The 23647-nt window shown below is 43.9% G+C and carries 15 protein-coding genes, 1 tRNA gene and 2 pseudogenes; 14 read left to right on the top strand and 4 right to left on the bottom strand.

What is annotated here, in order from left to right; translation table 11 throughout:
* Window positions 1-164 precede the first annotated feature (164 nt).
* The 3 genes and pseudogenes from NYP55_RS04945 to NYP55_RS04955 all read left to right on the top strand — a co-directional run bounded on the left by NYP55_RS04945 (window position 165) and on the right by NYP55_RS04955 (window position 1877).
* Window positions 165-1210 (top strand): annotated as a pseudogene (locus tag NYP55_RS04945) (M48 family metalloprotease).
* 99 nt (window positions 1211-1309) lie between these two features.
* A tRNA-Gly gene (locus NYP55_RS04950) sits at window positions 1310-1383 on the top strand.
* A gap of 182 nt (window positions 1384-1565) precedes the next feature.
* The gene (locus tag NYP55_RS04955) at window positions 1566-1877 is read left to right on the top strand and encodes a hypothetical protein (protein ID WP_004131240.1); all 312 of its coding nucleotides are present in this window, start codon (window positions 1566-1568) and stop codon (window positions 1875-1877) included.
* 368 nt (window positions 1878-2245) lie between these two features.
* Here the strand turns inward: NYP55_RS04955 and NYP55_RS04960 are convergent, their stop codons facing one another.
* Window positions 2246-3136: a Fic family protein gene (locus NYP55_RS04960; RefSeq protein WP_018616983.1), complete on the bottom strand. Its 891-nt coding sequence runs from the start codon at window positions 3134-3136 to the stop codon at window positions 2246-2248.
* 395 nt (window positions 3137-3531) lie between these two features.
* Between NYP55_RS04960 and NYP55_RS04965 the strand changes: the two genes are divergently transcribed.
* Window positions 3532-4788: an ATP-binding protein gene (locus NYP55_RS04965; protein WP_032815617.1), complete on the top strand. Its 1257-nt coding sequence runs from the start codon at window positions 3532-3534 to the stop codon at window positions 4786-4788.
* Between the two features lie 73 nt (window positions 4789-4861).
* On the opposite strand, the gene NYP55_RS04970 is transcribed toward NYP55_RS04965, so the two are convergent.
* Window positions 4862-7582, bottom strand: coding sequence for a Rib/alpha-like domain-containing protein (locus NYP55_RS04970; protein ID WP_004131249.1), 2721 nt, complete (start codon window positions 7580-7582; stop codon window positions 4862-4864).
* A 279-nt stretch (window positions 7583-7861) separates the two neighbouring features.
* On the opposite strand from NYP55_RS04970, the gene NYP55_RS04975 reads away from it, so the two are divergent.
* The 10 genes from NYP55_RS04975 (at window position 7862) to nagA (ending at window position 19976) form a co-directional block, all read left to right on the top strand.
* Window positions 7862-8794 carry a DUF4862 family protein gene (locus NYP55_RS04975; protein ID WP_004131251.1) on the top strand — a complete coding sequence of 311 codons (933 nt, stop codon included), beginning with the start codon at window positions 7862-7864 and terminating at the stop codon, window positions 8792-8794.
* A 65-nt stretch (window positions 8795-8859) separates the two neighbouring features.
* Window positions 8860-9876: an ROK family protein gene (locus tag NYP55_RS04980; RefSeq protein ID WP_472781633.1), complete on the top strand. Its 1017-nt coding sequence runs from the start codon at window positions 8860-8862 to the stop codon at window positions 9874-9876.
* Window positions 9877-9948: 72 nt separating this feature from the next.
* Entirely contained in the window at window positions 9949-10617 is a 669-nt protein-coding gene (locus NYP55_RS04985; RefSeq protein ID WP_004131256.1) for an N-acetylmannosamine-6-phosphate 2-epimerase, read from the top strand.
* Window positions 10618-10939: 322 nt separating this feature from the next.
* Entirely contained in the window at window positions 10940-12505 is a 1566-nt protein-coding gene (locus tag NYP55_RS04990; RefSeq protein ID WP_346284366.1) for an ABC transporter substrate-binding protein, read from the top strand.
* 195 nt (window positions 12506-12700) lie between these two features.
* Complete coding sequence (locus NYP55_RS04995) at window positions 12701-13606, top strand: ABC transporter permease (RefSeq protein ID WP_004113928.1); 906 nt, start codon at window positions 12701-12703, stop codon at window positions 13604-13606.
* Between the two features lies 1 nt (window position 13607).
* Window positions 13608-15632 (top strand): dipeptide/oligopeptide/nickel ABC transporter permease/ATP-binding protein, encoded by a 2025-nt coding sequence (locus NYP55_RS05000; protein ID WP_115757105.1) that lies wholly within the window; start codon window positions 13608-13610, stop codon window positions 15630-15632.
* Window positions 15629-16489, top strand: coding sequence for an ABC transporter ATP-binding protein (locus tag NYP55_RS05005; RefSeq protein WP_016635891.1), 861 nt, complete (start codon window positions 15629-15631; stop codon window positions 16487-16489). Before NYP55_RS05000 ends, NYP55_RS05005 begins: the two co-directional genes overlap by 4 nt.
* A 171-nt stretch (window positions 16490-16660) precedes the next feature.
* Window positions 16661-17620, top strand: coding sequence for a dihydrodipicolinate synthase family protein (locus NYP55_RS05010; RefSeq protein ID WP_016635892.1), 960 nt, complete (start codon window positions 16661-16663; stop codon window positions 17618-17620).
* A 213-nt stretch (window positions 17621-17833) separates the two neighbouring features.
* A complete protein-coding gene (nagB, locus tag NYP55_RS05015; protein ID WP_020757458.1) occupies window positions 17834-18646 on the top strand; it encodes a glucosamine-6-phosphate deaminase in 813 nt (270 codons plus the stop codon).
* A 70-nt stretch (window positions 18647-18716) separates the two neighbouring features.
* Complete coding sequence (nagA, locus tag NYP55_RS05020; RefSeq protein WP_016795744.1) at window positions 18717-19976, top strand: N-acetylglucosamine-6-phosphate deacetylase; 1260 nt, start codon at window positions 18717-18719, stop codon at window positions 19974-19976.
* 107 nt (window positions 19977-20083) lie between these two features.
* Here the strand turns inward: nagA and NYP55_RS05025 are convergent, their stop codons facing one another.
* Both NYP55_RS05025 and NYP55_RS05030 read right to left on the bottom strand, forming a co-directional pair.
* Entirely contained in the window at window positions 20084-20875 is a 792-nt protein-coding gene (locus tag NYP55_RS05025; RefSeq protein WP_016636256.1) for a FadR/GntR family transcriptional regulator, read from the bottom strand.
* Window positions 20859-23570, bottom strand: a pseudogene (locus NYP55_RS05030) (sialidase family protein). The gene NYP55_RS05025 and the pseudogene NYP55_RS05030 overlap by 17 nt, the downstream one beginning before the upstream one ends.
* Between the last annotated feature and the right edge of the window lie 77 nt (window positions 23571-23647).

A 23647-nucleotide genomic window follows, 5' to 3' on the forward strand; every position in this document is an offset into this window, starting at 1 on the left:
GATTAGTAAACATTGATTAGTGGCCATTAAACTGTAGCCAAATTGCGCAGAAAGTGGCCACTTTTCAACATTTATTCATCTGTTTTAAGTGTGTTAAATCATAAACATTAAATATACAGTTTTCATTCAGCAAAATTACAGTTGCGATTATTAAAATCAAAATCATGTTTGGCAACATGGGTATGCGCTATTGCAACAATTTGAAAACAGTAGTGTTGTTTTCGCTAATATGGCTATTTGCTGCTTTGCTGTGGATTGTTGCTGGATTGCGTTTGTCGATGCTGGTTTGGTTTGCAATTATTGCAATAATTTTAAGCTTATGTGCTTATTGGCTTTCTGGAAAAGTTGCCACTCGCATTATGCGTGCTAGCGAAATTAGCGAGAATGACGAACCTGTTTTATACGGCATTGTTCGCGAGATTTCTGCGCAAATCGAAAAGCCTATGCCGCGCATTTATGTTGCTCCAACAGATAGTCCGAATATTTTTGCAATTGGTAGAAGCGAGCGTCACGCAACAATTTGCTGCACTCGTGGTCTTTTGAATATTCTAAACGAGCGCGAGTTGCGTGGCGTTGTAAGCCACGAGCTTATTCATGTTTATAATCACGATATTTTGAATTCAACGGTTGCATCTGCAATCGCAACAGTTGTTACGTATTTTGGGTACGTGCTTATGTATTCGGGAAGTGAGTGTGCAAAATCTGCTAAAAGGCGTTGCCCTGTACTAAAAGTTATTGGCAAGGTTTTAAGTGCCATTTTTGTGCCGCTTGGTTCTCTATTTGTTAAGCTTGCGATTTCTAGAGTGCGCGAGCTGGATGCAGATCGAAGTGCAAGTATGCTTACTGGCGACCCTGCGGCTTTAGCTTCTGCTCTAAACAAAATTTCCTACGGAGTTAAGATGCATAAGATGGATTTGCATTCGGGGGAGTGCAAGCTATTGCTTCACTGATGATTGTAAATCCGTTTGCAAACTACGATTCCAAGCTTTTAAAGCTGTTTTCTAGGCAGCCAGATGTTAACAAGCGAGTTGACTCTTTAATGCTTATGTCTAGTAAGATGGAAAGTCTTGTGCAAGAAGATGCACGTGGAGAAGTAGATTACGTTGAGCCAGATAGAGATAGCGTGTTTCGTTTTAAGAATGGCACTAAATACGATGCTGAATACAGCAAAGGCGTTTCTGGCGGAGTTGTAGCGGTTAGCGGAGCGTGATATTCTTAGATGGTTTGCTTTTTAGATTGATTCTTTGGCACTTATTTGCTTGTTTGCAGGCAGATTATTTTGGAGGATTAGTCGCAAGCAACCGAACATGCGGACATAGTTCATCGGTAGAATGGAAGCTTCCCAAGCTTCAGAGGCGGGTTCGATTCCCGTTGTCCGCTCCATGTAGAAAACGTTGATATATCAACGTTTGTGGCTTGTTCTTATGTCTTAGAAGTACGTTAAATGTGAAAATAATGTGCAAAATTCTATAATTTTTTTTTTAATATTGACACGAAAATCTTAGTTAAATTAAAATCGTATTAAATCCTCTATGGAAGAGGATTTAATTGGGCAGGAGGTTTTTATGTTAGATATGTTGTTTGCACTTGTTGCGGTTTTATCAATGTTAATAGGCTTGGTTTTGTCTGTAATGCTTTGGGTTAAAAGCAGCAAATCAGTTAAAGAATTGTATAAAAACGCGTGCTCATATGCAATTATTGATGTTGTATTAGGCGTATTGTCGTATATAACTTATGCTGCGACTATCAATTCCGTAGATGTTGATGTGCGTGAATTCTACACAAATTATTTTGCGGCGCCATTGATTGTTCTTGCTGTTCTTGTTGTAAGTATTGCTGCTATAACTATTTTTAAGAGTAAAAAAATAGCTATGTAAAATAACTAGATTAAACAGTTTATCAAATAATAATAGCCTTCTGAGTTTAATTAAGATTCAGAAGGCTATGTTTGTTATATGTTGTGTTTGGTTTGATTGTGATTTGTTGATTTCAGTCTGAATTCTGTGTGTGATATTTAGACAAAAGATGTATAAATCGTAGTTTTTGTACATTGAATGTGCTGTGTATACAAGTTTTATAATCGCGCGCTTGCAGCGCAATGCATTTGTATAAATATTGGATTATAGGCCAATCAGAATCTGTGGCCAAGTCTGAGATTCGACCACAGTGCTGTTAATAGTTCAGTCAACTATCTGAGAAAATAACAGTAAAGCCAATTGCGCGTAGCTTTAATTAAAAATAGCCACTACTCTAAAATAGACAAATACAAATCAAGTCTTTGATTTAAATATCTTGCAAACATGTTTGCCATGGCAGACACGTTATGTTTTGCGTGATACTCATCAAAAGCTTCATAATATTTCAAGCGATCAGTAAATTTTATATCTATTGGTGGGTACCCTGCTTTCATCAACTCCAAATTGACCAGCAATCTTCCTGTTCTTCCATTTCCATCAATAAAAGGGTGAATGCTTTCGAATTCTATATGAAAACGAGCAAGTTTAGTAACAATATCTTCATTGCTGTTTTTGTATTTTTTCAATAATTCTTCCATTTTTGAAGCGATTAAATATGGTTGTGGTGGCTCATGTGTAGCTCCCATAATTCGAACGGGAACTCTTCTATAAACACCTCTATCTTCTCTCTTGTTGGCTAAAACTAAATAATGTATGTCTTTTATAACTTTTTCATTTATCTGCTTATTTTCGCTAACAAGCTGCTTTACATAATCAAAGGCTTCTTTGTGGCCAATAACTTCTAGATGTTCTTTTAATGATTTTTGATCAACAGTAAGTCCTCTAAGAACCATGTCTGTTTCGCGCAGTGTTAAAGTGTTTCCCTCAATTGCGTTTGAGTTGTATGTATATTCTATTAGAAATTCTTCATTAAGTCTTTCTAATTCTCCTTCAGTTAGAGGTCTTCTTGTTTTAAGGGTCTCTAATTTAGTTTTTATGATTGGAATTAGCGATTCGCTAATTTTATATCTTCCGTCGGTTGGCTTTGATGCGTCATATGGTATTTTCCAGGATCTTCCTTCCTGATATGCTCCTGGAATTTTCCCTTCGGAGCATAGAATTCTTACTCGTCTATCTGATATGCCCCATTTTTCAGCAGCTTGCTTTACTGTTATGTACATAAAATACCTTTAATCATTGTTGCATTTTATTATATTTTAACGTTTTATCGGAATAACATAAACAGTAGCGGAATAACATATTTAATTTATCGGAACAATAGTGATTGATAAAACTAGTAACGTGAATCTGTGCTAAGTGTTTGAATATTTTTGTTTAGAATGATTTTGCAAGTAAAGAATAGCCCAGATTCGATTGTGGCAAAACGCTTGTATTGCAAGGTCTAAGACATGATTTTTTTTTACACACTTTTGGGGCTTCGGGCCCTTGATTTTGGTATGAATTTTGTGTGTGATATTAGACGAGAGATGTGTAAATCGTAGTTTTTGTACATTGGATGTATAAAAAATTGTACATTGAATGTACAAAAAATACGTTTTTGTGTACACTTATTTTTATGAGCGCATATTTTCCTAGACCAATTGCTGATTCTATTCTTCAATCAAAACGAAAAGTCGTGATTCTTGAAGGCGCAAGAGCTGTAGGTAAAACTATGATGTCAAAGCGTCAGCTTGTATCTAAAGGATTCTCATACGTGAGCCTTGCGGATGAAAATACATTTGTGCTTGCATCAACAGATTTATATGGTTGGCTAAAAAATCTTAGTACTCCAGTTGTTATTGATGAAGCGCAAAGGCTGCCAAATTTGCCTCTTGCAATAAAAGAAATAGTTGATAATTCAACGGAAAACAGTCTTCAATATGTTTTAACAGGTAGTGCACTTATAAATCGCAATGGACTAGATGGTCAAGATCCTCTTGCTAGACGCGCTCAGCATTTTACAATGAGTCCTTTTACGCAGTGTGAAATTACTCAAAATAGTAGAAATATTGTAGATAGTCTTATAGAAAGTAATCCAAATCTTAAATATGAAAAAGAAATAAGCAGAGAAGAAGTATATAAAATTATGGCTGCGGGAGGATTCCCAGAATATCAGCAATCATATGATTCTTACGAGGCTTGGGAGAGAGAAAAGCTTGTTTCAAACGATATTCTTGCAGTGTTGGGAGATACCATTCTTCCAGGAGAACGATTAGACAGAAGCATGGCTGTTAGCATACTTAATAAGTTGCTATGTGAGCCTGGTGGGATTCTTAATACGAGTTCAATAGGTCAAGATCTTGCTTTAGATAGGCGAACCATTGAGCGTTACATTAGCGTATTCTTGCGTAGATTCTTAATAAATTATCTACCGAATATAAAAACTGCGCCAAATCGTCAAACTTTTACTAGAGCAAAAATACACCCAGTCGATACGTCTTTAAGTGTTCAAACAATGATCAGTAAGGGTCATAATCCTTTGGAAGATCCCGTTACGTATGGGAACTTACTAGAAAGCTTTGTTGTAAATCAGATTATGCCTGCTGTGCAATGGTCTAAAACGCATCCAGATTGCTTCTACTGGCGTGAAACTGGTAGCAGTCCTAAAGAAGTTGACCTTGTGCTAAGCTTCCGTGGGAATCTGGTTGGAGTGGAAGTAAAAAGCTCTAGCATGGTGAATCGTAACGATTTTAAGGGGCTTGTAGCTCTTTCTAAAAAACCTGAATTTAAGCGCGGATATGTTGTTTATATGGGTCAAAAAATTATGCAGTGGGCAGATAATCTGTGGGCAATACCATTAAGCGCGCTGTGGGAATGCAATGCATTTGAGTGAATAAATAAAGACCAGCTTGGTTGTTTGCAAGCTGGTCTTTATCTAGTATCTAGTATTTAGTTTTTTGCATTAGCTATTTAGTTAGATGTGATTTTTTTGCAGCTGTAATGATTGTGCAAACAAACAGTATTAATGCAGTGCTAAAAACAGCTGGAATCACTTGTATTCCAGTATTAGGAAGCTTGTTGTTTACACTAGCACTATGTGTTTGCGATGAAACAATTCCACTTGAAGAATTATTTTGCAAAGATTCGTTTTTCTTTACTAACACATTAGTCCATGCAACTTGCTTGCCATTTTCGTCGATAAGAACAATAGTGTGATTGCCGCTATATTCTTGTGGAATAATCGCATCAAATATTGCTTTGCCCTGTTTGTTGATGTGAACTGTTACATGCCTTGTTCCATTTACGCTATAAAGAAGCTTAGGGCTTGAATAAATGTATGCGTATGCTTTTACTGCTTTGTTTAGTTGCAATTTACGCATGAATTCTGCTGTTGTGTTTAGAGAAACAGTAATCTGATTGTTCTTTCCTGCATAAGCAATGTTATTGTTTCCAACAGTTAGAGTGTTGGTTAATTCTGGCAGCAAATCAGCAATGCTCTTTGGTGCTTCTGGCACTTCTGTTGATTCTGGTGCCTGCTTCTGATTTGTGAGCGATTCTGTATTGTTGTTAATTTCCACAAAGCTTTTGCTTGGTGAGTTATTGTTAGCATTAGGAGTTTGTGGACTATTAGTCTCGCTAGGCGGCTCATGAGATTCCACATTTGGGGTTGGCTGATGAGTTTGATGAGTCTGCGGCGTTGTATTGTTTGTAGGGTTTGCAGGCTCTGGATTTGGTTGCGGTGTAGGTGGAACTGGAGTCTGTGGGTGCTCTGGTTGTGGCTGTGGATTTGGTTGAGGTTGAGGTTGAGGTGGTGTAGGAATATTAGGCTCTGGTTGTGGTGCTGGTGTTGGCGTTACTGGCGTTGCTGGAGTTAGGTTGATCCATGGGATTACTTCTTTCGCTGGCGTTAGCTCCGTCCACGGTATTGATTTCTTTGCTGGAGTTAGTTCTGTCCACGGAATGCTCTCTTGTGCTGGAGTCAAATTTGCCCAAGGCGTTGCTTCATAGATTTTTACGGGAATCTTTACCGTTCGCTTAGTGCCGTTAACAAAGCTTACTTTTACAGTAATGTTTTGTACGCCCTTAGTGTTCATATTTGGCGTATTGAGCAAAGAAACTTTAGCGTTACTAGGTACTCCATCAAGATATTTCTTAGCGTCAAAATCGTTAGGGAATGTAGAATTTAGCTCAAAACGAAGGTTGGCATCGCTTTTAACGGTGACTTCTGGCATATTTACTACGCGTATAGTAAATTCTTTTTCAATCGTTTTAGTGCCATTTATTTTTATCTTAAGCTTGCCTGTATAGTCTCCAGCTTTAGAGATGTTAATTAAATCGCGATTTGTAACATCTTCAAAAGTTGCTCCTTGGGGAAGATTCTTAGCGTTTGCTAAAGCATCCTTAAAATCGCTTGGTAAAGGCTCGTTGTTTGCAAGAAGAATTTCTTTAACTTCTGGCTTGTAAGTTTCTTCGTAAGGCTTTACTTCTGCAGGCTTTGGAGTTTCTTTAACTTTTGTAACGCCTGGGTTTACTGTTCCAGTGCTATCAATCTGTTTTCTGTTTCCAACGGTAAATCCTGGCTGATTGTCCATCTTTTTATCTAGGAAGTTACGTGAACTGTGACCATTGTTTCCAGTGTCTATAATTTTTGCACCATCAACATGACCAATAAAGCTTATAAGCGTATCTTTCTTTGTGGCATAATGCTCAGCGTAACCTTTTTTAGTAAGTTCGTTTAGTTCTTCGGCTCGTTTCTTCATTGATGGCCTAAAAATGCTTCCCTTAATTTTTGGAGCATTAAATGTATAAGCTTTAGTAAACCAATCGTAATTTTTCCGCTTAGCATAAACAAGCGCACGTTCTGTTAAATATCCGCCTAAAGAATGGCCAGTAACGTACAGATTGCTTGCTAAATGATTATTGTTTAATTCATCCATAAGTTTTTCTGTAGTAACTGCTTGGCTAATTTCGCCGCCAAAGAATAGCTTTAAGTCTAGACTTGCATCTTTTGCTCCTTGAGTTCCGCGGATTCCAAGAACTTGCACGCCGTTTTGCTCAATAAATGGGTATTCAGGATTAACATTTTCAAAAAGAACAGCGTCAAAGCCATCGGACTCGTGGTATGTTTTCTTTACTTTCCAATATGGCGCAAGCTCGTTATGCATAAGCTTATATTCGTTGCGATCTTTGTAAATCTCTGTAAGCTCATGCTTGTCGTCAAGCACTTTATTTACGTAATTATCCTCCCTATACGCAAGTTCCATAAACAGAGCCATATCGCGAGAGCTAATATCCCACCTGCGAGGATTTTTATCGTCTTTGTCGTCTAATCCGTCGCCATCAGTGTCTTTAATCAAAGGATGTGACTTGTATCCGTAGTAGGTTCGTCCATCTTTTGTGTATGTGTAAAGCTCTTCGCTGTTATTAAGGCCATCGCCATCGCTGTCTTCATTTGGATCTAGAGCTGGCTTTCCATACAACAATTGGTCAATTTGGCCATTTTCTAGGCGAATTCTGCCAGTTGAAATGTCGTGAGCGGTTTGTGCGGTAAGAGGTGTGGTAGATGGCAATGTCTCACTTGCAATTGCTGTTGACGTCAACGCGGGAATTCCAAGCAGTGACGAAAAAACCAATCCAAAAGTTAATACAATTCCACTAATTGTGCGAATAGTACTTACCTTTCTCATACCACAATCCTTACTTTATACAGTTTTATTTTGACGATTTGGAAAGTCTTATTGAGAGCAATTCAATAAATTTGACTCAACCTTACAAATTTATCAAATTTAATGTTTTTACAAAAGCTGCTTTAGTTTGAAAACAATTTAGTCGCAAGTACAAAGATTTATCAGACGTCTGACGAATTGTAGTGATATTGGTGTAATCTACGAATCAAAAGACAAATCGAAAGATAAGTCGAAAGACAAATCAGAATACAAATCAGCTACGATTTCAAGGAGGATATCATGCTGAAAGCTAAATTTGTTGTAGGCGCATACGCATCGTTGCCAAAAACTCGCGAGGATCAAGAAAAATACTACGATTTGTTGGGTAAGCAAAGCTGGATTGACGGAACGGAGATTCCATACCCAGGAGATTTGGCAGATCCAAAAAATCGCGCGTGGCTAGCAAGCGCAATACCATCGCATTGGCATGCAAATACGATTACGGCAATTCCAGGAACAATGCGTCACATAAACTTTGACCCAGACCCAGAATTTGGACTTGCAAGCCCAAGTGAAGAAGGCAGGCATCGCGCGCTGGCTTTCTTTAAGGATATTCGCGAAGCAATCGCAAACGTTGTAGACATTAGAGATAGCTGCGATATATCTCATGTAGAAATCCACACAGCGCCAACTCGTTTAGCTCAGGCGGATGCAATGAAAAAGTCGTTAGAAGAACTCGCGCAGCTCGATTGGTGTGGAGCAAAGCTAGTGATTGAGCATTGCGATAGATATATTGAAAGCCAAAATCCAGAAAAAGGATTCCTGCCTCTAGAAGAAGAGATTCAAATTGCAAAAGATGCTGGAGTTGGAATCACAGTCAACTGGGGAAGAAGCGTTGTAGAAGAGCGAAATGCTCAAGCGGCAGTGGAGCACGTGCGAGCTGCAAGGCAGGCTGGCGTTCTGCAAGGATTAATGTTCTCGGGAGCTGGTCCAGATGCAACACAATACGGATACGAGTGGATTGATGGCCACTTGCCAATGAACCCAGATGAGCCGACTTCGTTAATGACGTCTAAAGAAATTCAAGAAACCACTCGTGAGGCGCTAAAAGACGATTACGCAATCGACTATTTGGGCGCAAAAGTGTGCGTTCCGCAAGACGCGAGCGTTGAAGAGCGCTTGGGGTATTTGGCGCGCATTCATGATGCTGTGGTCGCTGCGCAGGGTGAGTAAATAGGTAAAGTCGAGTAAATAGTAAAAATAAGGTCGCAAACGCAAGAAAGAAAACGGAAATTGTTATGGACGAAGTAAAAGATTCTCGCTCTACGTATCTTGCTTTTGACATAGGCGGAACAAAAATCGCGTACGGATTGGTGACTTTACCAGGGCCTACAGGGTCCGCAGAGTCTAACTTTGGCAAAGAAAGCGCAGATTGTGCGTCTCCAACAGTAGAAGACTATGGCTCTATGCCAACCGAAGCTGCAAAAGGCGGAGAAGATATAAAGAATCGCCTAGTAGCGCGCGCAAAGCAAATATTGGAAGATGCGGCGAAAAGTGGCAAAAAAATCAGCGGAATTGGAATAGCGGCTGCAGGAGTGCCAAATAGTAAAACTGGCGAAATCGTAGCAGCTACCGACATTTTGCCAGGTTGGAGAGGTCAGCGAATTTACGACGCATTTAAGCGCGTAACCGATTTGCCAGTTTATATGATTGGCGACGTTGGTGGTCACGGCCTTGGAGAAGCGATTTACGGAGCAGGCAGCGGAAAGTCGATTGTGTTTTCTGTTGGCATAGGCACTGGAATTGGTGGCGCGATTATTGTAAACGGCAAGCTGTTTACGGGCGCGCACGGAGTTGCAGGCCACGCTGGCCACGTTGTTAGTGATTTGGGAGTTGGCTTTGACTGCTCTTGCGGAGCGCATGCGGGTCACATTGAGCCAGTGGCATCGGGAACGGGGCTGGCGACTCTTTACAACAGCAATCTTCCACAAGGAACCGAGCTTGCGCAAAACGGCTACGAGGTTTGTGTGCGCGCAAATTCTGGGCAGGATGAGCACGCTAAAGAAACGCTGGCTAGAAGCGGCAGGGCCTTGGGGCAGTGCGTTGCAGGAATGGCGAATCTTATAGATCCAGATGTGATTGTGCTTTCGGGGTCTGTTGTAGAAGCTGGCGATATTTGGTGGAATGCTATGCGCGCTGGGTTTGAAGACTCTGCTTTAACGTTGATTAAAAGTACGCCGATTGTTAAGGGCAAGCTTGGTGGGTCTGCTCCTTTGATTGGCGCAGCTTGGGCTGTTCACTCAAATCGCGTTTAATCGCGTTTGATTGCGCCTAGATATGTTTAATTTTGTTTAGTTTAGTCATATTTGAAAAAAGGAGGAATCTATATGAATCCTGTGATTGAAAAAATCAAGGGCGGCCTAGTTGTTAGCTGCCAGGCGTACCCAGGGGAGCCGCTTAGGCACCCAGAAACAATGGCACAAATGGCAATGGCGGCTGTAGAAGGCGGAGCTGTTGGCATTAGGTGCCAAGGATTGTCGGATATTTCTGCGATTAAAGGACAAGTTGATGTTCCTGTAATCGGCATTTGGAAAGATGGTCACGAAGGCGTTTACATAACTCCGACTTTGCGTCATGCGCGTTGCTGCGCTGCTGCTGGAGCGGATATTATTGCGATTGACGCTACAGATAGGCCGCGCCCAGATGGGCTCACTTACGAGCAAACTGTTCGCGCTTTGCACGACGAAGGCATAGTGGTTATGGCAGATTGCGGAAACTTCGATGATGCCAAGCGCGCGGCGGATTGTGGAACAGATATTATATCTACCACTTTGGCTGGCACTTCTCCTGGAAGGCCAAAAACGGACGGCCCAGATTTTGAGCTTTTAGGCCAGATTTTGCAAGCTTTCCCAGATTATCCAATTATTTGCGAAGGGCGTATTCATACTCCAGATCAGTTGCACAAGGTTATGCAAATGGGCGCTTGGGCTGCTGTTGTTGGAACTGCGATTACGCACCCAACATCGATTACGCGCTGGTTTGCAGCAAAGTTGTAAGCGGCGAGTTGGCAGGCGGATGCGGTTGAGTGCGTTAAGGAAAAGTCGCAAGCAGCCGCAGATTCGCCTAGCGCGCGTAAGTAACAAATAAAGAAAAATAGTGGTTATATGTGTGTCGATTATGTGCGGTTTTGTTCTAATTTTTTGTACAGTAAAAAATAATCAAAATTTTCACAAATTCGACACACGCATAACTTGACATCAGACATCAGACCTCTTATGTTTGAAGTAACGTGAAAATAACGCACGCGCTATAATTTAATATGTTTTCGCATTCGAAGACGAAATGCAAAAAACCCAAACTCAATGGTGAGGAGAAAATATGGCACGAATTAACTCGAAGCTAACCGTGGCAATCGCCGCTGGTGTGGCCGCATTAATGATGCTTTCTGGCTGCGGTGGAGCTAAATCCCACAAGGCAGCAAAAGCAAAGACTGCTGTTAAAGACACGATTACCGCACAGGTTGCATACGCAAGCCGTGATTTTGCGCCGTCTACAACCTCTGGCGCGTTGCCAATGGCAGCAAACTGGCACGTTACAGAGCCACTTTACGCTCTTGATTACAGCAACTTTAAGGTTTTCAACGCTCTTGCAAAAGGTGAGCCAAAGAAGATTTCCGATACTGAATACGAAGTAACAATTCGCGATGCTGCTAAGTTCTCGGACGGAACGGAAGTAACAGCGGCAGACGTAGTGTCTTCCTTTAAGCGCACAACCGCAAAGGGCAGCCTTTACATCTCTATGCTCGACTTTATTGACTCTGTAGAAGCAAAAGACAATCGTCACGTAATCTTTAAGCTAAAGAAGGCGTTCCCACTGTTCAAGCAGCGCCTTGCTTTGATTCAGATTGTTCCATCTGCAAAGTCTGATGCAGATCTTAAGAATATGCCAATCGGATCTGGCCCATGGAAGTACGTATCGATTACAGATAACCAAGTAAAGTTTGAGCGCAACGATCTTTACAACGGCAAGTACAAGGCACAGACCAAGAAGATGGTTTGGAATGTAACCGTTGACGATACTGCTCGCGTAACCGCAATGCAAGGTGGAAAGACAGACGTAATGGAAATGGTTCCAGCACAGGCATTCAACACTTTGAAGGCATCTGGATCCGAGCTTAAGACCGCACAGGGCTTCACTCTTCCATTCCTTATGTTCAACACAAAGCAGAAGCCATTCGACGACAAGCGAGTTCGCCAAGCTGCTCTCTACGCAATTGACGTAAACAAGCTTATTACCAACCAGATGAGCGGCCAGGGCGAGGCAGCAACAAGCTTCTTGCCAAAGAACTACGCAAATTACCACAAGGCAAAGAACGTTTACACCAAGAATGTTGCTAAGGCAAAGAGCTTGCTTAAGGAAGCTGGCGTAAGTGGCCCACTAAAGTTCACTCTTTACACAACAGACCACACTTGGATTACTCAGCTCGCTCCACAAATCAAGAATGATCTTGCTGAGATTGGTATGGATGTAGAAATCAAGTCTATGAAGTCTTCTGCACTTTACCCACAGATTACCGACCGCGACGACGCAAACTACTCCATGGTTCTTGCCCCAGGCGATCCATCCGTGTTTGGCAACGACCCAGACTTGCTTATGAGCTGGTGGTACGGTGACAACGCTTGGACCCGTCAGCGTACATTCTGGAAGAACTCCGAAGGATACGCAAAGCTCCACAAGCTTATGGACGAAGCTCTTGAAGCATCCAAGCCAGCAGATCGCCAGAAGTATTGGAACCAGTGCTTCGACTTGATTAGCGACGAAGTGCCTCTGTACCCACTCTTCCATCGTAAGACTACGACCGCTGTAAAGAAGGGCGCATTGGCTGAGTGGAATGCAATCGGCTCCACTGGCATCAACCTTGTAAAAGCAAAGCTAACAAAGTAGGTGCAAGTCAAAGTAACAAACTTCATTTTCCCTAACCTCTAACCGCAAAACCGACCCAACTGTTTACCTTTCTCGCCTTTGTGCAGATGGGTCGGTTTTGTTATGCAAAATAATAATTTTCTTCAATGGATGTGTGGATGTCTTATGAGTAATTTTCTTAGACTTTTAGGTAGGCGACTAATCGCCCTGCCGTTCATGGCATTCGGTGTTACGTTCCTCGTATTCTTCCTTATGTCATTTTCTAAATACGATCCAGCAGTTGCAGCATTAGGCGAAAACTCGTCTCCAGCAGCTCTGGCAGCCTTCCGACACGAAATGGGCTACGATAGGCCATGGTGGGAGCAGTTTGGGTCCTATATAGTTGGACTCTTCCAAGGAAACATGGGTGTTTATGGTGTAAACAAGGATTCTGTAGCTCAACGAGTAGCGGACGCCTTCCCAATTACCTTGCAACTAACTTTCATCGGTTTGTTAATCGCAATAATCTTTGCAGTAATCTTTGGCGTTTTTGCAGCGCTTTACCGCGATACTTGGGTTGACCAAACGGTTCGCGTGCTTTCGATTATTGCAATCGCAACTCCATCCTTCTGGCTCGGCGTTCTTTTGATTTACGTCTTGCAAATCAAGCTCGCATGGCTCCCAGGTTCTGGCGATTTTGTACCGTTCTTTGAAGATCCAGAAGCGTACATTGCAAGAATGGCAATGCCTTGCTTCGCACTAGGCCTTCCAGTAGCAGGTCAGCTTACGCGAATCATACGAACCTCTATGGTAGAGGAATTGGATAAGGATTATGTGCGAACCGCAATCGGCGCAGGTATTCCAAAGAGCGTGGTTGTTGCTAGAAACGTGTTCCGCAACGCTTTGATTACACCAATCACAACTCTTGGCATGAAGATTGGTTACCTTATGGGTGGTGCAATCGTTATCGAAGTTATTTTTGCACTACCAGGAATGGGTACCGCAATGTTCGACGGCATTAATGGCAACCAGCCAATGCTTGTGCAAGGCGTTGTTTTGGTTGTTGCAATCGCATTCATCTTTATAAACATTATTGTTGATTTGCTTTACGTGCTAATCAACCCAAGAATTAGGACGGTGTGACATGCTATTTGGAAAAAGTCAGGTAGTAGATGCCGCATCTAAGCCAGGCATCAAATTTAACAGATTTAAGAGCATGAGCTTAGGCTCTAAGATCTCGCTTATTGTGATTGCAATATTGGCGTTCTGCGCAGTATTCGCGCGATTCCTAGCGCCATGCGACCCAGTAAAGATTACGCAAAATTATCAGCCGCCAACAGGCGCGCACTGGTTTGGCACTGATAACCTTGGTAGAGACGTGTTCTCGCGCGTTATGTACGGCGCTCGCTACTCGCTGGTAATCGGCTTGTCGTCTGTGCTCTTTGCGTTGGTGATGGGCGCAATAATCGGCGCAATTGCAGCTGTGAGCCGCACTTGGATATCTGAGCTTATAATGCGATTGATTGATATAGTAATGTCTATCCCAGGAATCGCATTAGCAGCTGTGTGCCTTGCAATTCTTGGACAATCCATGATTGGTATCATCATTTCCATTGGTGTGCTTTACGTTCCACAAATCGCAAGAATTGTGCGCGCAAACATAATAAGCGAATATGGAAAAGACTACGTGCGTGCAGTAATCGTTTCTGGCGCTCGCGCACCTTGGATTTTGCTCAAGCATGTAACGCGTAATATTGCAGCTCCAGTTATGGTGTTCACAACGCTTTCTGTTGCAGACGCAATCGTGTTCGAGGCTTCTCTTAGCTTCATCAACGCTGGTATTCCAGAGCCAACGCCAACATGGGGCAACATTTTGTCTTCTGCTAAGGCAGGCGTTATCTTTGGATATTGGTGGCAGGCACTGTTCCCAGGCTTAGCAATCATGATTACCGTTTTGTGCCTTAACATTCTTTCTGAGGGCATTACGGATGCAATGGTTGCAGCTCCAACCGCTCCAGTAGCTAAGAGTGCTGCAGATGCGGATGCTGCTCGCAAGGAAGACAGGATTCTTACCGATCCAGTTGCAGCGTACAATGAGCAGCACGATGCTTTGGTTGAGTCTTTGGCAAAGCTTCGCGAGGCAGAGTTAAAGCGCACGGATCGCTTGCAACCAACGTCTACGGAGCCTCCAGTTATTGAGGTTAAAGACTTGTGCATTCAGTTCCCACGCTACGGCAGCGTAAATGTTGTAGACCACTTGAGCTTCTCTGTTCGTCCAGGCGAAACAATGGGCTTGGTTGGTGAATCTGGTTGCGGTAAGTCAATCACTTCGCTTGCGATTATGGGCTTGCTTGATCCAAAAGCTAAGATTAGCGGACAAATCCTCTTTAATGGCAAGGATCTTGTAAAGCTTAGCCCAAAGGAGCACAATGCTTTGCGTGGCCACGAGATTGCAATGGTTTACCAAGATGCGTTGTCTTCCTTAAACCCATCAATGCTTATTAAAGCGCAAATGAAGCAGCTAACTTCTAGAGGTGGTACTCGTAGCGCCGAAGAGTTGCTGGAGCTTGTAGGCTTGGATCCAAAGCGTACGCTTGAATCCTACCCGCACGAGCTTTCTGGCGGCCAGCGTCAGCGCGTGTTGATTGCAATGGCACTTACGCGAGATCCAAAGTTGATAATCGCAGATGAGCCAACAACCGCTTTGGACGTTACTGTTCAAAAGCAAGTGATTGACCTTCTTAACGAATTGCGCGAAAAGCTTGGATTCGCAATGGTGTTTGTAAGCCACGATTTGGCTCTTGTTGCTAAGGTTGCGCACTCGATTACCGTAATGTACGCAGGCCAGGTTGTTGAGCAAGGCTCCACTAAGGAAATCCTCACCGATCCGCATCATGAGTACACGCGCGGCTTGCTTGGCTCCGTAACTTCCATTGAGGCTGGTGCTCCAAGATTGCACCAGGTTCCAGGAACGGTTCCAAGCCCATCCGACTTCCCTAAGGGAGATCGATTCGCTCCGCGTTCTTCTCATCCAGATCAAGGGCTTGACGTGCGCCCAGTAATGAAGCGCATTCCAGGAACGTGGCACTTCTACGCTGCGCCTCCAGAGCCAGAATCGGATGTGCCTTCCGCAATTTTGACCAACTCCGATAAAGGAGATGTGCGATGAACATGAATGTTAACGAAACAAACAAAACTCAAAGCGAAAATGGCGATGTTCCAATCATCGAGCTGCGCGACGCCGAAGTGGTGTTCACTACTCGAGCAGGATCTGGCTTATTCCATAAGAACAAGATTACGGCCGTAAACAAGGTGAATCTTAAGCTTATGCCAGGTAAGACGATTGGTATTGTTGGCGAATCTGGTTGCGGAAAGTCTACTACTGCAAACATTATGTGCGGACTCCAGCAAGTAACAAGCGGCAAGGTTTTGTTCAAAGGTCAAGACGTTACGCATAGAACTGCAAAAGAGCGCATGGATATTGGACGCGTGGTTTCCGTTGTGTTCCAGGATCCAGCAATGGCTTTGAATGCGCGCATGAGTGTGATTGACCAGTTGATTGACCCGCTTGTTGTGCACAAGATTGGAAGCAAAGCTGAGCGCGATGCTAGAGCCAAGGAGCTAATCCGAATGGTTGGTTTGCCTCATTCTGTTCTTGGCGCTTTGCCAGGTCAGCTTTCTGGCGGTCAGCGTCAGCGCGTGGCAATCGCTCGTGCGCTTTCGCTTAATCCAGATGCAATAATCGCAGATGAGCCAACTTCCGCTTTGGATGTTTCTGTGCGTGCTCAGATTTTGAATCTTCTTTCCGACTTAAAGAAGAAGCTGAATCTTTCAATGGTGTTTATTAGCCACGATATTCAAACAATCCGATACATATCCGACGAAGTTGTTGTTATGAATCACGGAACGATTGTTGAGCGCGGCGAAACTCACCAAGTGATTAACAATCCGCAGGATGCGTACACAAAGATTTTGATGGGCGCGGCTCCTTCGCTTTTGCACCCAACGGAAGAAGAGTGCAAATAGTGTGAGCGGTGCGAGCAAGCGCTAGTCGCTAGTCGCTAGCTTGAATGCGCGGGCGGTCTGTTAAGACCTTGCAGTAAATCCATGCAGGCCGCCCATTAATTGCAAAATCTAAAGTCATAAATCATAAATCAATAAGTCATAAATAATAAAAAATACGAAAGAAGTTTAATCATGGCAGAAAAATTCCACGGCGTTATTCCACCAGTAGTTACGCCATTAACGGCAGACGGCGAAGTAGACGTTGTTAGCTTTGAGCGCTCTCTTAACCGAATGATTGAGGCAGGCGTAGACGGCCTATTTACGCTTGGATCTTCTGGCGAAGTTGCGTTTAGCACAGATAAGCGCCGTCGCGAAATCATTGAAACCGTAATGCGCATTGTTGACGGCCGCGTGCCAGTGTTGGTTGGGTGCATCGATACGGAAACAAACCGCGTTATTGAGCATGCAAAGGAAGCTAAGGAGCTTGGGGCTTCTGCGATTGTTGCAACAGCGCCATTCTACGCACTTGGCGGCATGGCAGAAGTTGAGCGCCACTTCCGTCTTATTCACGAAGCTGTTCCAGATTTGCCACTGTTTGCTTACGATATTCCAGTTTGCGTGCACACAAAGCTTCCAGGCGGTTTGCTTGTAAAGCTTGGTAAAGATGGCGTTCTTGCAGGCGTTAAGGATTCTTCCAACGACGACGTGTCGTTCAGGTTCCTTGTAGACGACAACAATAAGGCTGGTCACCCATTGACTTTGCTTACGGGTCAAGAGGTTGTTGTTGACGGCGCATACATGGCTGGCGCAGACGGTTCTGTTCCAGGACTTGCAAACGTTGAGGCCACTGGCTACGTGCGCATGTGGAAGGCTGCTCAGGCTGGCGATTGGGCAACGGTTAAGAAGGAGCAGGATTGGCTTGCTGCTTTGATGCGAATCGTTACTGTTCCTAGCGGTGTGGCAGGCTTTGGCGCTGGCGTTGGAGCGTTTAAGACCGCAATGGCGTTGCTTGGCGTGTTTGACACAAATCAGATGCCAGATCCAGTTTGCCCACTTAAGGGAGAAAACGTTGAAGCCGTTGCTGGCGTTCTTAAGGAAGTTGGCTTGACTTTGGCAAAGACTCCGCAAGAAGTGAGCGATTCCACAAAGTAACGTCTTAAGCGGTTTTTATTAGATTAATAATTTATTAGATAAATCACTTAAATAATTCGTTTATTTATTGGCATAGTAAGTAAATAGCGTTGCGGTGTGCGTTAATTCGTATGCCGCAATGCTAATAAATGCTAATAATTGCTTATAATTACTGATTAATGTTGCTTAAAAATTGCTAATTATGCTAATTAAAGCTTTAAAGGAGAAGCAAAGATGGCAGAAGTTATTATTGTAAAAGATCAAGATGAAGCTGGCGAGCTTTACGCAAAAGCAGTTGTAGATTTGATTAGTCGCAAGCCAGATGCAGTACTTGGCTTAGCTACGGGATCTAGCCCATTAAAGGCCTACGAACATCTTGCAAAGCTTGTTAAAGAAAATAATGTTGACGTAAGTCGCGTGCGCGGATTTGCTCTTGACGAATACATTGGATTGTCGTTAGAGCACGAACAGTCTTACCACAGCACAATCCGCAGAACCGTAACCGATTTAATCGGCCTAAACCCAGATTTAGTTCATGTTCCAGGAGATGTTCTTAACGGAGCGCCATTAAGCGAGGGCAGCAAGATTGCGCACGCTGGAGCTGACTACGATGCTGCTATTGCTGCTGCTGGCGGAATTGACGTGCAAATCTTGGGAATTGGCTCCGATGGCCACGTTGGATTCAACGAGCCAGGCTCTTCGCTTGCGTCAGGTACGCGCGTTAAAACACTAACCGAGCAGACTCGCGTAGATAATCGCAGATTCTTCGACGGAGATATTAACCAAGTTCCAACTCATTGCATAACGCAAGGAATTGGAACGATTTTGCGCGCTAAGCATCTTGTTCTTCTTGCGTTTGGCTCAAATAAGGCAGATGCTGTAGCTGCAACGCTAGAAGGCGGAGTAAGCTCGCTATGCCCAGCTTCCGCGCTTCAAATGCATCCGCACGCAACTGTGATTGTAGACGAAGATGCAGCAAGCAAGCTTAAGCTGGCAGACTACTATCGTTGGGTGTATGCAAATAAGCCATCTTGGCAAGGAATCTGATACTCAAGTCTAAAATTAAGTAACGTATTCAAAAGCACAAACTTCAAAAGCACAATCGCAGGTGAGTGAAATGTCAAAAAATGCATATTTAGACGCCGTAAATAAGATTGATGATTCACTAAAATCAAGTGAGGGGCGCAATTTTGTAGTGCGTAACGTGAGCGTTGTAGACGTGCGCGGAATTGTTCCTAACGCTTGGATTTTGGTTAAAGATGGCGTGATTATAGAAACGGGCATTTTAGATGAGGATCTTGCGCTTGCGATTAATGCTTGCGGATTGCGCGCATCTGACTTAAGCGTTGTAGACGGGCGTGGCTGTTTTGCTGCGCCAGGCTACATTGATTTGCACGCTCACGGAGCATGGGAGCATTCGTTTGACGATGGTGCTGAAGGGATTGCCATTGCGCGCGCGTATCACATGCTTCATGGAACAACTAGGCAAGTTCTTAGCTTGATTACAAACCCTCTTGACGTAATGCAAGAGAATTTGCGTACTGTTAAGCGCGTTATGCAAACGCGACCAGATGTGCTTGGATCTCACTTAGAGGGGCCGTTCTTGGCGCTTTCTAGAAAAGGCGCGCACGACCCTAATTGCCTAGTGGACCCTACTCCCGAGCGCGTTGAGGCGTTGCTTGAGGCGGCGGATGGCACTTTGCGCCAGATTACTTTGGCTCCAGAGCGAGAACATGGCATGGAGGCGATTAAGCGCTTTGTAGAAGCTGGCGTGATTCCAGCAGTGGGGCATTGCGACGCGGATTATAAAACCGCGCGCGCGGCTTTTAACGCTGGCTCTACGCTTATGACTCACATGTTTAACGCTATGAACGGCATTCATCACCGCAAGCCAGGTCCAATCCCTGCAGCCTTGGAGGATTCGCGCGTAACGATTGAGCTTATTAACGACGGTTTCCACGTTGAAAACCCAGTTTTGCGAATGGCGTTTAAGGCAGCGGCTGGAAGGATTGCGTTTGTAACGGATGCTATGGCTGCAACAGGATGCGCAGATGGCGCTTATAAGCTTGGCGCTTTAGACGTTACTGTTACAGGCGGCCACGCAAGGCTTGTTTCTAATGGCGCTATTGCGGGATCTACTTTGATTCTAGAAGTTGCTATTAAGCGCGCTGTTAAAGAGCTTGGAATCGGATTGCCAGAGGCGATTGCTGCTGCGACTATTGTTCCTGCTCGCGCGCTTGGAGTAGATAAGCCGAATGCTATAACTAGTGCTCCTTTGGGCTTAGTTGAAAAGGGGTACGCAGCCGATTTGCTTTTGCTTAATCCAGGAACTTTGGCAGTTGAGCATGTTTGGTGCGACGGCCATAAAATTTCGTAACGTAAATCGTATCGTTGCGATTAATCGTGATGCTGTAGTACTCAGGCATCACCATTGAAGATGAAAGAACCGCTCTCGTTTAGTTAGGGAGCGGTTCTTCCATTTATTTAGTGCTTTTGCAGTCTATTAAGCAAAATCGACTGAATAGGCTCGTAATGGTCATTTACAGCTTGCCTATATCCGTCTGCGTCTCCCGCAATAGCCGTTTTAAGCATAAGTTCGTGCGCTCTAGCGGTTTTTTCAAGTTCGTCCGAAACTTCCAGCCCCAATTGTGGCAAAACAGCCATATGCACAAGCCACAAGCATCGCACGAATTGCTCTGCAATCGTATTGTTTACCGCGCGCAAAATGCCTGTGTGGAAAGCAATGTCTTGTTCCAAGAACGTTTTTCCAGCATGCGCTTCTTTAGTCATTATTTCCGAAAGCGCTTCCAGCTCTGGATGCTGCGTTCCTTTAAGTGACTCAACCACCTTATCCGCGCATCCAAGGTCTAGGAATTTTCGCATTTCTACAACGTTATTCAAGTCTTCAAAATTCTTATTAATGGAGATTAAGGAGCGAAAAGCGAGTGTTTCCACCATTGGATCAAGAGATAGCGAGCCAACAAACATGCCTTTTCCTTGCTTAACTTCCACAATGTTAAGTGCTTCCAGCTTGCGAATCGCCTCGCGCACCGATGATCTTGATGCGCCAATCAAATTGCATAGCATTGGCTCAGTTGGCAGCATGTCTTTTGGTTGCAAGCGTTCTCTTAAAATAAGCGATCTGATTGCGTCCATTGTTTCATCGCAGCGCTTTCTTGCTGCGATTGGAGCGGAGTTAGAGCTTGCTTGCAATAACGATAAGCGGTCTAGTGTTGTCATCTCATCGTCTTCGCGGCTGCTAAATGTCTCTTCCATTTTGGCTCCTTTCAGTTCGCTTGAGTCTTCTCTCTTTTGTATCTTCCATTTTTTCGTTTGTGTGTACTTTGTTTTTGTGTACTTTGTTTTTGAAACCTGCGTGCAAACTATCTTGCTGTCAAAGCGAGGAATCTATTGCTGTTATATAAATTCCAGTAGTCTCTCTTTCCCACAGTAGTTGCAAAGTTCGTTTATTGCTAGAGCTAAGGCATTGATAAACGTGATGGAACGGGTTTATGCACACGCTTTTTGCCCACGTTTTGCCGCCGTCGTAGCTAAATCGCACAACTCCGCGACCGCGGTACGGCATCATTTGGCTTGCGTTTGCAAATGCTATGCAGTCTGCGTTTTGTGCGTTTCTATCGTTTTCGCTGCTAAAGCAGGTTGCGCTCGGCTGGCTGAATATCTCTGGCAAACTTGTGTCAAAAATCAGCTCGCTCCACGTTTCTCCACAATCGTGACTAATGGCTTTGCCTACACATCCCGAGCGATTTTGATTGCGGAAGAAAGCTAGAATATCGCCATTTTTGCGTTCAACAAACACAGTTTCGGAGCTTGTTGCATCGTCGTCTTGCATTGTTGCAGGGTCTACGATTTTTCCGTTGATTAATCGCCCTTCGTTAATCATTTTGCCTCGGCTCCACGTTTTGCCGTCGTCGTCTGAAATAAGTGCTCCCGAAGAATAGTGCGATTTGCTTTGGCCGCTGCAATAAAATGGCACGAGTATTCTGCCGTAATGTTTCTCGCTGTGTCTAATAACAATTCCGTTCCCTGGGCACACTCCCGCAAAGCTCATCCACGGCTCCTTAACCATGTGGTCGATTAAGCGTGGCGCACTCCATGTTTTGCCGTCGTCGTCCGAATAGATTTGCGCTATATAACACGTTTTTTCGGCAAATAATGGCTGACTTTCGCTTGCAATTTCTGGCGATTTCCATATGTTCCACGTGGAACAGTCGCAAGTTTGATTACTGTGCGAGTTGATTTTTGAATCGTCATGCGAATCGCAATTTTTTATACTTCCGTCTGGGGAAACTAGCCACTTTGTTGCGCATTCTTTTTCGCTAGAATCGCATGGCAATTTTACGGCCGCGCTTGCGTCCATTGCTGCCGCGTAGTTGCCGCCTAAGCGGTCTATTAGCTTGATTCTTCCGCATTCGTCTACGCCTACAGCGGTTTTGCAATTTGTTAGCCCAATTCCGCCAGGATTAATGTCTATTAATACGTTAATTCTTTCGCTTTTGCCTTCTGGGTCTAAAACAGGGCAGGAGTCGATTGCGCTCGCGCCTAGTTTTCCAAGGTTTTTGCCAGGCATGTTGATTACGGTTTGCAAAGGCCCCCACGTTTTGCCGCCGTCCGCGGATCTGCGAATCACAAAGTTTATGTGGTTTGGAGCGTCGTTTGAAACGCTTGTTCGCTGGTCTGCTCCTGCGATTAGCGTTCCCATGTGCGTTTTTACAAGCGAAGGTATTCTGTAGCTGCGCGAGTTTGCATATCCCGTGTCGAATAATGCAGTTGTTACAAGTGGCTTTACTTTTGATATTCTTTGGATTTGGCCTTCGGTTAGTGCGCTAAAGTAGATTCCGCCTGTTCTAGCTTCGCCCATTAATCGCACTCCGCGCAAGTCTTCGCCAATGCTTACGGCGTCTAATTCTGGTATGTTTGCAAACCAGAATTGCCCTATGTTGTGCGACTGGCTGTATCCGTCTACGTAAATGTCGGTTGCTCCGCGATTTGCGCGAATAATCAAGTCGTGCCATTCGCCGTCGTCAACGCTTGCGGCTGCTTCGATTACGCTTTTTATGCACGTTTCGTCGTCGATTAGCGTGATTTTTATGCCTTCTGGCCCTGCGTACACGCTTATTTTTTCGCTAGATTCTAGATTAGTTTTTGTTCCAACAGTTCCAGCAGTTCCAGCAGCAAAAAGCACTCCGTGTTGGCCAGGGCCTCGCAATCTAAATTGAATGTGCAAAGTTCCGCTCGACTTGCAAGATACGCGTTTTATGTCTCTTGCACAAATCGTAGGTCCTGCAAACCATATGTCTGGCTGTGCCTGTGTGGCCGAATTCGCGATTTCTTCTGGATTTGGCAAGTGGTTTGAGTAGTAAAAGTCGTAGATTTGCGAAGATTCTGCCTGCGCTGCACACACTTCGGCCGCTTTTTCGCTCACTCTTTGCGGTCCAAGATTCGTTGCGCTCGCAAAGCATTGGTATCCGTCTAAATAGAATCGGCTTCCAAAACTGCCGTACGTTACTGCAAAATCGTGTTCGCGCCCATCGCATGCGCCTAGCGCATCTTCCATGTGTAGCGCAATTTCTTTCGCACCGTTTGCGTCTGCGCTATCTTCTAAAAGATTTTGCGCAACAAGTAGTGGAGCATCTTCTTTAATACTTATTTTTATTATTGGAGTTGCGTGCTCTTGATGCGCGGAAGCTTGCGACTTTTGCGCGGGCTTAATATTTAATAAATCGCAATCCGTATTTGCTACAAATTTGAACCTTATTATTCCTTCGTTCTTATTTATTTCATCGTTTTTATCTTTACGATTGATGCTCGATGCGCTTTCGCTATATTTTTTGATTTCACTAGATGGTGTAATTTTTATTACGGCATGATTGAATCGCGTGTGTGCCGAACCCCCGATATTGGCAATTTCTTCACCCAGGTTCGTCGTCTTCGTTGAACGACGTTCCATTTTAGTCCTCCATGACCGTAAAAATTAAAACACCAATGTTTTAACACGTATGACGTCTTATGACGTTCACTATTCAG

The organism is Gardnerella sp. c10Ua_31 (assembly GCF_055700915.1).